11 protein-coding genes are annotated in these 10608 nt (G+C 68.3%); 1 reads left to right on the top strand and 10 read right to left on the bottom strand.

Features of this window, described 5'->3' with window-relative positions:
- Window positions 1–135: 135 nt before the first annotated feature.
- Complete coding sequence (locus ON30_RS31340; protein ID WP_040713420.1) at window positions 136–1350, bottom strand: helix-turn-helix domain-containing protein; 1215 nt, start codon at window positions 1348–1350, stop codon at window positions 136–138.
- Window positions 1351–1757: 407 nt separating this feature from the next.
- Between ON30_RS31340 and ON30_RS31330 the strand changes: the two genes are divergently transcribed.
- Entirely contained in the window at window positions 1758–2246 is a 489-nt protein-coding gene (locus ON30_RS31330; protein WP_157183986.1) for a hypothetical protein, read from the top strand.
- 173 nt (window positions 2247–2419) lie between these two features.
- On the opposite strand, the gene ON30_RS31325 is transcribed toward ON30_RS31330, so the two are convergent.
- The 9 genes from ON30_RS31325 to ON30_RS36685 form a co-directional block, all read right to left on the bottom strand.
- Window positions 2420–3253, bottom strand: coding sequence for an SAM-dependent methyltransferase (locus tag ON30_RS31325; protein ID WP_063719983.1), 834 nt, complete (start codon window positions 3251–3253; stop codon window positions 2420–2422).
- 231 nt (window positions 3254–3484) lie between these two features.
- Window positions 3485–3706 carry a cold shock domain-containing protein gene (locus ON30_RS31320; protein ID WP_083911835.1) on the bottom strand — a complete coding sequence of 74 codons (222 nt, stop codon included), beginning with the start codon at window positions 3704–3706 and terminating at the stop codon, window positions 3485–3487.
- Entirely contained in the window at window positions 3700–4626 is a 927-nt protein-coding gene (locus ON30_RS31315) for a nucleoside hydrolase (RefSeq protein WP_051030241.1), read from the bottom strand. Before ON30_RS31315 ends, ON30_RS31320 begins: the two co-directional genes overlap by 7 nt.
- Window positions 4627–4670: 44 nt before the next feature.
- Entirely contained in the window at window positions 4671–5564 is an 894-nt protein-coding gene (locus ON30_RS31310) for a hypothetical protein (RefSeq protein WP_157183985.1), read from the bottom strand.
- 8 nt (window positions 5565–5572) lie between these two features.
- Window positions 5573–6202, bottom strand: coding sequence for a hypothetical protein (locus ON30_RS31300; RefSeq protein WP_157183984.1), 630 nt, complete (start codon window positions 6200–6202; stop codon window positions 5573–5575).
- Window positions 6199–6762 (bottom strand): hypothetical protein, encoded by a 564-nt coding sequence (locus tag ON30_RS31295; protein ID WP_157183983.1) that lies wholly within the window; start codon window positions 6760–6762, stop codon window positions 6199–6201. The genes ON30_RS31300 and ON30_RS31295 overlap by 4 nt, the downstream gene beginning before the upstream one ends.
- Complete coding sequence (locus ON30_RS31290) at window positions 6759–7541, bottom strand: hypothetical protein (RefSeq protein WP_040713409.1); 783 nt, start codon at window positions 7539–7541, stop codon at window positions 6759–6761. The genes ON30_RS31295 and ON30_RS31290 overlap by 4 nt, the downstream gene beginning before the upstream one ends.
- A gap of 547 nt (window positions 7542–8088) precedes the next feature.
- Window positions 8089–8994: a phosphotransferase enzyme family protein gene (locus tag ON30_RS31285; RefSeq protein ID WP_040713450.1), complete on the bottom strand. Its 906-nt coding sequence runs from the start codon at window positions 8992–8994 to the stop codon at window positions 8089–8091.
- A 10-nt stretch (window positions 8995–9004) separates the two neighbouring features.
- Window positions 9005–10456, bottom strand: a complete 1452-nt coding sequence (locus ON30_RS36685; RefSeq protein WP_505805307.1) for an NsdA family TPR-like regulatory protein — start codon at window positions 10454–10456, stop codon at window positions 9005–9007.
- Window positions 10457–10608: the final 152 nt, after the last annotated feature.

Here is a 10608-nt window from a genome sequence, read left to right as displayed (position 1 = left end):
TCATCGGATACCCGTCGGCCGCGTCCGCGGACAAGGGAGCCGCGGCACTGGACGCACTCACCACAGCCTTCGCCCCGCACTACGCCCTGTTCACCACCTACGCCGACAGCAACACGGGCGAGGCCCGCGGCCGCGCTACACCCCGCTGACTTCTCGCCGAGGCGGCCTACCGAGGTTGTGCGGCAGTTGACGGCCGAGCAGATCGGAGACCATCCGACGATGTTCGCGGCCGAACCCTCTCAGTGCATCGGACACCACCCGCAGTCGCATCTCGAGCGAACTCACGACCTGATCGGGGCCGAGGTCGAGTAGCCCGCGCAGCACACGGCAGGCCGCGTCGGGGTCACGGCTGGCGATGTGGGCGAGGGCGATGTCGATGCGGGCGTGGGCGTCATCGAGGTAGTGACCCAGCGGGGCAGCGGTCCAACCAAAATTTTCGACCGCGCAGCGTGCCCAGGCAACGCCTCGTCGGTGGTCGCCGGTGAGGCAGTGGATGCTGGACATGTAGGCGGCCACGCGCGCCGGGGGGAACTGGAAAGCTCCGCCGAAACGGGTCAACGAGTCGTGGTGGCCGGCGGTCCGCAATGCGTCCTCGATCGCTGTGGAGGCCAGGACGCGGCCCCCGGTTCCGGCCGCGCACCGTGCCCGCAGCAATGCGTGCCGGACCCGATGGTCTCCGTGCGTCGACGGCCGGGCGCGATGCAGGAGGGGCAGCGCCGCCCAGGGACCGGTGTGGTTTTCGGTGATGAGCGCCTGGGTGCTCAGGGTCCAGACCTGTAGTGGTTCGTGTTCGGCGCGCACGGCCAGGGTGTGAGCGGCGTGGGCGTGCTGGAGTGCTGCGCTGGGGTGGGCGAGGTCGTTGCCGAGTTGGGCGAGCAGGTCTGTGGTGACCGCGGCGAGAACGAGGAGGTCTCGTGCGCGTCGGGGTGGGGGTCCCGACCGCAGGGCTCGGCGGATGCGTGCGCGTACGGCATCGAGCTCTGCGGCCAGCCCGCGGGGGCCGTGTCGGGCGTATCTGGTGGACAGGGCGGCGATCTCGGTGGTGAGGGAGTCGATGGTGACGCTGGAGTGGTCGTCGGTGCTGATCCATTCGGCCAACGCCAGCGATTCCTCGGCCGAGGCGTCCAGGGGTGTGGGGTTGTGTTCGCGGGCGAGGGTGATCAGGGTGCCGTTGGCGTGGAGTGCGGCGTCGAGTGCGGCGGCGACCTGCTGCGTCGGTAGGCGTTTGCCGGTTTCGATCCTGGACAGCATGCCGGGGTCGAGGTGGATGGCGGCGGCTATCGCGCGCAGTGATCGGCCGTCGGCCAGGCGGAGCCGCCGGGCGGCGGCGCCGAAGTTGTCGGGGATCATCGTGCGGCCGTACTGAGGGTGATGGTGTTGTCGGGCGTTGGCTTCGGTTCGGCAACATCGCAACACTGTCGGGCGCGCCCCGGGTGTTGGCAGAGTGGTGTGTGGCACCCGGCGACGCCACGACGACCGAGCGACCTGATTCCTCGCCGGTCGGAACGGACTGCCACACGGTCGGTCTCGGGTTCGATCCAACCCGAGGCGATGGCGGGTCCCCTTTCGACGCCGGGTGCCGCCCCCACCGCCATCAGTAGAAGGACCCTGCTCGTGTTGTCTGCCGACTCGGCCTGCCGCCGTCGTGCCGGTGCCTGCCGCCGGTCGGAGGCGTGATCGTGGAAACAATTGTTGGGGAGCATGATTCGCCCCGTCGGCGTTGCGAGTTCTATCGGCGGGTGTGTCTGCTGCCCGCGGTGTTCGAGCCGCGGAGCGGGGCCATCACGATGAACGCGGGCCTCGTGTGGGCGGTGGTGTTCGACGCGGCGTTGGGCAGTGCGGTCCGAGACGAACTGCGCGACCGGGATGTGTCGGGGCCGATCATCTCTCATCCCGACACCGCGACCTGGACGTTGCTGACCCGATCCGATATTCCCGTGCCGTTGCTGGTGGAGATCGAGCAGTGGGATACCCGAGTGCGGGTGCTGCGCGGCGGCAGCAGACCACCGCCACCGCCGACTCGACGCCGCGAACCCGTGCGCCTGGACGACGTTGTCGAGCCCGCGCCGGTCGCGGATGTGATCACGCTGCCATCGCCCACCGACCAGGGCCATCGGCTGCGGCAGTGGATCGTGGAGGCAAACGACGACGTCCGGCCTTCGGGCGTCGTGGTCGTCGACGCGGTCCGGGCCGCGATCCGCCGTGCCGATACCACCGCGGATCGCGCGCGGGCGGGCACGCCCTGAACTACCTCCGAAGCGGGTGCGGATGTCGCGGGCGGGGGATGGCGTTTCGGAGGGGAAGCGCCATCCTCCCGCCCGCGCGGGCCGGTGGTGTTCGCGGGTGGTCGACGGGAAGGCCGGGGTAGCGGGATCGGCAGCGTGGCAGTGTTTCCGGTGGTGGCTGCGGTGTTGGGTGGTCATGGTTTGCGGGCGGTTCCGGCGAGGACGAGTCCTTGCAAGGGGGAGCGGTTGTTGGGTGTTCGGGGTGTGTCGGTGTGGCGGTCGAGGTAGGTCAGGCCGGGGGAGGTCAGCGGCCATCCGGTGAAGTAGCGGTGGATCTGGTCGCGGGTACGGAACCATCCACTGCCGAAGTGCGTCAGGAACCCGTTCTGGAGGTCGACGGCGAGGCGGTGGGCGGCCCGGTCCTGAGCGGGTGGGCGATGGTAGTGGCTGATCGCCAGGGCCGATCCGGGGGCGAGCAGGTCACCGTATCCGGCGGTGACGGCGGCGATCTCGCCCGGAGCGAGGTGCAGGTGGTGCACGATGCCGCCGGCCAAGACCGCGACGGGGCGGCGCAGGTCGAGTCCGCCGTGGCGTTGGGCCAGCCGTAGCACGGTGGCGGGGTCGGTGAGGTCGGTGTGGATCGTGCGGCAGGCCGGGAACGCGACCTGGAGGTGCCGCACGCAGACCAGGTCGTTGTCGACGTGTACGACCCGCGGCCGTGGTTGGTGGCGTGCGGCGACGGCGCGCAGATCGTGGCCGGGTTCGGGCAGGCCCGCCCCGAGGTCGAGGAACTGATCGATCCCGGCGCGGGCCAGCTCGGCGACCACGTGGTGGAGCCAGGCGCGGGTGGCGCGGGTCAGCGCGGGCAGCTCGGGCGCGATCGCGAGCAGGTCGTCGAGCGCGGCGCGGTCGACGGCGAAGTTCGCCTCACCACCGAGGAGGTGGTTGGTGGCGCGCGCGACCGACGGTCGGGTCCGGTCGAGTCCGACCGGGAGGTGCGGAGGGTGGTGGGTCATGGGGGTCGACATGTGTCCTTGGTCATCGGGGATAAAGTGCGGCCGTCGGGCGCGGTGTGTGGCAGGGCGGGGATTCGGGGGAGGGTGATCGGGCGTCGGAGGCACGCGTGGTCGATGTCGACTTTCGGTGCGCGCGGGTGGGCCGAAGGCACTGACCGTGTACCGGCCCCTGCCGGCGGGCAGGGGCTTGCGCAGTGGAGCGTCGCGCGGCGGAGAACGTCCGATGTGGTGGCCGCGCGGGGGTCAGAGTGGTTGGACGTCGTGGGCGACGAGTCCTTCGCGTTGGGTCACCACGCGGAATCGGACACGTCGACCACGCGAGAGCGGGGTATCGCCTTTCACCGAGAGTTGGCGAACGAAGATCTCCTGCCCGTTGGAGGCGGTGATGAACCCGAAGCCTTTCTCGGTGTTGAACCAGCGCACGGAACCCACCATCGTCGACGATGCGGGGTTCGTGGTCACCATGTGCTCACCAGGTGATTCATCCAGTCCAGGAAGCCGGGGTAGTCGACCGCGGTGGACACCTGGACCGGGCGCCCGTGTGGGTCGCGATGGATCCGCCCGTCCGCGCCGATGCGGATCGTTTCGGACCCGAACGTCACGAACGGCAGCCCCAAGCTCGCCGACAGGGTCAGTGGATCGTGCATCCAGCTACCGCCTTTCACCCGGAACCAGCGATCGAGCTGGATGCTCAACGTGCGTGCCCAGGTCGGGGCGCAGTCCGCGGCGAGGGCCTCGACCAGCGGCGAGTCGTTCGTGATGCGGATGGCGTCATTGTTCGTGTGTTCGGAGAGCACCAGACGCGGCCGCGGGACGAGTCGCAACGCCAACCCTGCCGAGACCTGATCGATGTGGAAATTGTGGGAGGCGCGGGTGGGGTCGCGGTAGTGATCGAGCCAACCGCCCATCTGGGTGAGGATCAACTTGTCGCCGAGGTCGGGGGAGGCCGACAGCAGCGCCGCCAGCTCGGTCATCGACGCGCACCCGACGCAGCGCACCGGCCCGTTCGCGTTCAGGATCAGTGTGGTCAGCGTCTCGACCATCGCGGACTCGCGCTCGAGGCGTTCCTCGAGGCCGGGATGGACGTAGTCGGGCACGACTTGTCCGGGGTCGGCCAGGTAACGGCGCTTCCCGCCGAGGTCGATGCCCTGCACCACCTGCACGTCCGTACGACCGAGAGAATCGAGGAACCCGCGCGCCCCCTGCGCGCGCAGGCCCCCGACCTCATCGGAGGTCACCACCACGAACCGGGACACCACCCGGGCCAGGATGACCAGCATCACGAGATCGTCGGGGTCGAAGAACAGGTCGGTGAAAGCCAGCGTCAACCCGTCGCCTTCGGGTTCGGCGCGTCCAGGATCGGCGGATGTCAACAGATGCGGCATCGGATAGTTCCTTCATATAGGAGAACGGGTTCTGGTCCCGGGGGTCAGCCGAGTCCGAGGATGCGGGTGATCCACTGCGTGATCGTGGAGTGGTCGGCCGTGTGGAGGATCTGGACGAAGTGACCGTCGAGATCGGTGTGCAGGTGCGCGTCTCGGTCGATGTAGACCCGGGCGGGGATGTCGGTGGGGTCCGGAAGGTTCAGCGCGGCGGCGACGGTGGCGGGGATGTCCACGGGGACCGAGCGGTGGCCGAGGTGCAGCCAGCGGTCGATGTGAACCGTGATGAGTTGCGCCCAGCGCGGCGCGGCGGGGTCGCTCAGCGCGGTGTAGAGCGGGGACGCGCGGGTGAGCCCGTCGTGGTCGTCGCTGTGGGTGTCGAGGACCAGGCGCGGGGTGGTGGACAGGGCGCGCAGCACGAGTCCGGCGGCGGTGGGGTCCAGGCGGAAGTCGTTGATGGGTCGGTGGTTCTGTGGGGCGGTGTCGATCCATCCGGTCCGCATCGTGACGTGCAGTTCGTCGAGGAGATGGGGGTGGGTCGCGGTGAGGGTGGCCAGGGTGGTGGCGGGCCCGGCGTTGATCCAGATGACCGGGCCGGTGCTGTTCTCGCAGAGGCGGGCGAGTTCGGTTTCGGTGTCGACGTGAGGATCGGCGAGGGCGGCGACCAGATCCGAGATCAGGAAACGGTCGTGGCTGCCGTGGAGTTGATGTCCGGGGATCACCGGGACCTCGGGACGGCCGAGCGCGGTCAGCAGAAGGCGCGCGTGACTCGCGCCGGGGCGGTGGGTTGGCTCGTCGCTGGTCGCGACCACCAGATTCGGCACCGTGCGGGCCAGGACCGCCAGCGCGATACCGGCGGCGGGGTCGTAGCCGAGGTTGGCCTCGAACACGACGGTCGAATCCATGATCGGGGGTTCGGGGACAGTGGACTGATCGGGCATCGACGCTCCTAGCGGGGTGACGGAGTGGACGAGGTGGAGGGCATCGGTGCGGCCGCGGGATCGGTGCTCGGCCTGTGGGGTAGCCGGGCGAGCCCGGTGTTGAGGTTGTCGGCGAGCTGGTTGTAGAGCACGGCTTGGCCGCCAAGTGATTGACGGGCCTCGGAGTCGACCGGTGATGCCGGGATGGGGTCGGTGACGGCGATCCAGCATCGACACAGCCGCGACACCTCCTCGCCGAGTCCGGTGCGGTGGCACGCCACCACGTGCGATCCGGTAGCTGGAAGGATCTCGGCGACGTGGTCGTCAATGGCCCGGGCCAGTACTTCGAGGTCACGATGGGCGGCGTGCAAGGCGTCGGTGACGACCTCGATGCCGTGGTGTTCGCCGGATTCGTTGGCGGGGTAGAGGAACTGGCGCAGCGCGTCACGATGTCGACGATGGGCGTCGAGCATGCCCGCCGTGAGCCGCACGAACGTCGACAGTGCGGGGTCGACGTCGGGAGCGGGCGGTGTGCTCCATGCCCGGAACAGTGTGAGCGCGAGCGGGATGGGATCGACCGGCGGCGGGTCGCCGGCGGGTTCCGAGGCTGCGGGGTGGGTCCGGGTTTCCGGCTCGGTGGCGGTGGTGTGCTCGGTCATCGGGGCGCTCCGATCCCTCGCCACCCGAGGGGCAGCAGGATACGGCGCGCTTCGATCGCGGTGACCAGGTCGGCGTAGCCCTGGTAGGTCTGGGCCATGTGCAGGGCGGCTTCGCGGCGGTGCTCGGCGCTGGTGGTGTGGCGGTCGGCCCAGCTGGTGTGGGCGTAGACCCGCGCGAAATGGCTGATCGTCGCGCCGAGGGAATGGGTGTGGCGCGGCACGTTGACCGGGCGCGGAAGACGGAAGATCGCCCAGCCGTCGATCCGTGCGATCGTCTCGGCGACATCGTCGCGCAGGACGCGTTCATCGAAATCCGCAGGGCGACGGGCCGTCGACACCGCGCCGGTCAACAGTGTCGCGTGCAGATCCGCCAACTCCCGCGCCCACTCCGACAGCGGTGAACCCGCCTCCACACGGCTTCCGTTGATCGCCTGCAACAGTCGCTGCGCGTCCAAGAGTCCCTCGATGCCGTCCACGGCCGGGGCAGTGGTCGTCGGGTCGGTGGCCGGGTGGGGTGACGGTGAAGCGACGGCCTCGAGGGGCCCGGTCCGGCGGTTCATCGCGCGCACCTGTCGAGGCCGTCGGTCACCGCGACCGTGGTGGGCAGAGTGGCGCGAGTGACGGTGTGGCCGCCGCTGGGGATCCGCTCGACGTGCGCGCACAACGCCAACAACTGTTGCGGTGGCTGGCCGGTCAGGACGTGGGGCTCGTCGAGTTCCACCACCACCCGCCCGTTCGAGGTGTCGATCAGCGTGCGGATCACCGCGTCGACGGTCGTGGTCGGTTCATCCCACACCGAAGCGGGCGTGACCCGGTGACGGGTGTTGATTAGCACCATGTAGACCGCGTCGACCTGTTCCATCAGGTGCGGTGGCCAACTGCGACTGCTCAGCGCCGTCGCGGCGTCGAGTTGGGCCGCGGCGGGGATCGCGCCGATCCGGGACTCGACGATCACCAGTTCGTGGCCGGTCTCGGGAACCAGCGATCCGGAAGCCGTGTTGTCGGTTCGTTCGAGGAAGTGCATGGTCGCCGAGACTCTGTCGGTGAGGTGAGCCACGGCTGCGCGTCCGGCCGGATCGAGGTGACTCAGGTGTTCGCGAGACGGGACGATGACGTGCAGGTCGGCTCGGGTCGGGATCTCGCTGAGGATCTGCCAGAGCAGGTCAGCGCGACGTGCGGGTGGTGAGAAGATCCGAGCGAGGTCGACCCGCCACCCCTGCGCCAGGGCCTCGAGGCGGGGAACAACCGCCGGGACGGTGGTCCGGTCGAGTTCGCGCAGCATGTTCCGCACGACGATCTCGGGCGCGGGAGGCTCGAACCAGACACGGCCCGAACCCAACTCCCTCTCTCGCGCGAGAGCCTGGATAGCCTGATCCGCCGAAGCGGCGGCGGGTTGAGTCAGCAGGTCAGAGCGAGCGTATCCGATCCACATCGTGGCCCCTTACTGATTCTCCTAGGAAATGGTGGTGGTATTGGCGACCCGCACGCTGTTTCGGACCGAGGTCGCAGGACGCGGTGTTTCCCGTCGTTGCCGGCCGGTCGATCTCGGAATGGTCGGAGTGCGATGTCGAGACCGGTGCGATGCGTTCGGGTCGATCGAAGCGCGATCACGGTTGGAGATCGATGGCTTCGCAGACGGTTTATGTCCCCGCCGGCGGTGGCGGCGACGGCGGAGGGTGGCGTGGAATTCGAGTTGGATGCGTCTCAACTCCGGTCATAGAGAGAGTCAATCGCGATGCGAGATCGGTCACCATGACATCGGACCGGGCACAATCGGGCATTTGTGTATGCCCGCTCATGACAATCTCGGGCACGCGGCGAATTCCGCACGGCCGCCGCGTCTGTGAGCGCTGCATCGGCGATCCTGCTGCGCGGCGTCTACAGAACTAGGTGTAGAGATCCCAGCGTTGGTCGAGCCGGCCCGCTTTGAGTGTGGCGAGGCGGTGGGCGTTCTGGGCTGCCACGGTCGGGCGGTGTTGGAGGTCTGGTAGGACGCTGGTGACCATGACCAGTTCGCGGATGCGGGACAGGATCGGCCAGGCACGGTCTTCTCGGACGTCGCGTCCGTAGGCGGTGACGAACGCGCGGTAGAACTCTTCGCGGTCGAACCGTGTCGCTCCGACGGCCTGCGGGACGAGGTCGTATGCGATGGGGCCGATCCCGGTCTCGTCGAGATCGCACAGTACGACTTGATTCTCGCGCCGCAGCAGATTGCCCGTGTGGGGATCGCCGTGGATGATCCCGGTGGGAAGGTGGCCTTCGATACGGCGGTAGTCGTCTTCGATCTCACTCCACCGGTCGGTCAGCCACGCCAGGTCGGCCGGGGGCAACACGGTTGTGTCGGCCTCTTGCAACCGATTTCGTGCGGTGGAGAACGGGTCCCATTCCGGCAGTGTCGCGTGATCGGCGACTGTGAGGCCGACGGTGTGCAGGCGGCGAAGTGGAGCGGCGAGATCATCTGCGCTCCAGTCCGTTCGACGGATAAGTTCGTGCCAGAAGGTCACAGTGTTGCCGTCGATGGTCAGGGGCTGGTCGACCTCGAGCAGCGTCGCGACGGGCGCACCGTGGGCTCGGAGCCAGCGCCCCATGGTCACGACGCGTTGTCCTCGTTCGATCGCTACGGGGCCGGCGGCGACTCGCAGGACCATCTGTTCGGCAGGAAGTCGGTAGACGGCGTTGACGGTGTACTTGATCAGTTCGGCGCCGCGGGGATTCAACCCGACTCGTGCGCATGCGCGTTCGACGATGCGCTGTAGCTCGGCGGCTCGGTCGGCCGCGATCTCGGTCGCCACGAACACCAGCCTAAGCGGTGGTGGCCCGCTCGCCGGTCGGATGGGCTGCGGCGTTCGTCATCATCGGTTGCCATCGTCGGACCGTGTCGGCCAGGTCGTGAATGTCGGCGCGAGGCGAGACACTGGTGGCACATCGAACCATCTGCTGAAGGCGGTCCGCGACCCGCGCACTGCTGACCTGTTCTGCCCTCGCGATCGCGGCGCGCGCGTAGGGGAGTGCGGCATCTATCTCGCCGACCCGGAAGCAGGCGGTCGCGACGGTGATGTTGTCGAACAGAATGCTGCGGGCGGGGCGTGCAGGAGAGGAGGCTTGCAGCGAGGTTCGGGCGTTGTCGATGGCCGCCAAGCTGTACTGGTCGGAGGCGGGCCTGGGCGCGGTGATGGCGAATTCGTTGTAGATGACGGCCTGGATGCCGGTGAACTCCCCAGGGGTGAAGAAGACTCGGGTCCACGGGGCGACGATGTCGCCGACTCTGGTCATCTCGTCTTCGGCGCGGCTCAGAGCGATGTTCATGCGATTCTGGTCGCCCATCATCGCGTGTGCCCATGCCTCGTTGGCGTACAGGCGAGCGGATTCGCCGCTGTCGGAGGCGTCCTGAGCGGGAAGTTGACCGAGTTGGAACAGGCGAAGCGCGGTCCTGGGATCGCGGTCGCTGAGACTGATCCGACCCAGGACGTACAGGATCGAGGCGACCAAACTGTGCGCACCGGCACGGCGCGCGAACACCAGTGCCAGGGTGGCGAATCGCCGCGCACGGTATTGATCGCCGGCGTCGTGACAGGCCCAACCGACCAGCCTGGCAAGATCAGCCGAAGCGACCAGGATGCCGTGATCGGCGGACTCGTCGCGGCACAGCTTGCGCAGGTCCGCGATCGAACGCAACAGTTCCGTGGCGGGATCGGCCACCCGGAACCCGCCGTGGTGCTGGTCGAGGCTACGCAAGTGGCCGATCGCTGCCTGCACAAGATCTATATTCTTCGAGCCGTCCTGGCCGGGGTGCCACGCAGCGTGCGCCGTGTCTTCGAGGCGAGGAAGCCACGCGAACAACGATGTGGTCGACCCGACGACCGCCATGGCGAGAGCTTCCAGCAGAGTGGTTTCGTTTGCTTGCTCTGCGGCTGTCGTGACGGAACCGACGTAGGGCGCGGTCACCGGCGCGGTCGTCGTGTTCGTGACCGGGTGCGGCTTCGGCGCTTGGTGGGCGTCGAGGATGGGAGCGCCGATCGCGGTCAACAGTCGGCGGTAGTGTGCGGTCGGGCGCTGTACGTCACCGTCTTCCCAGCGGGCGACGTGTCGCTCCGAGCATGCGACATTCATACTCTGTTCGCGGCCTTGGGTGTTGATCAGTTCGGCGAAGTCCCTGCGGCTGATGCCGAGAGTCATCTCGCGGAACGACCGTAGACGCCGGCCCCAGGGCGTCGACGTTCCCGAGCACGCGGTGCCGTGAGCCGATTCCGTCACGAGGTCGCAATTGTCGATCGATGGGTCCACTGCCACCCCTAACGTTCGGTCACCCGCTTGTGGATCCCCAGGAGAGGCATCGTTCGCGGCGCGGAGCACCTCGCAGGGGGCGGTGGACTGACTTCCGACCGTTCCTACGACGTAGCAGATAA

The organism is Nocardia takedensis NBRC 100417, assembly GCF_000308695.1.
Classification (GTDB): domain Bacteria; phylum Actinomycetota; class Actinomycetes; order Mycobacteriales; family Mycobacteriaceae; genus Nocardia; species Nocardia takedensis.
The sequence above is the reverse complement of the archived record's forward strand: the minus strand, read 5'-3'. Positions and strand labels throughout refer to the sequence as shown.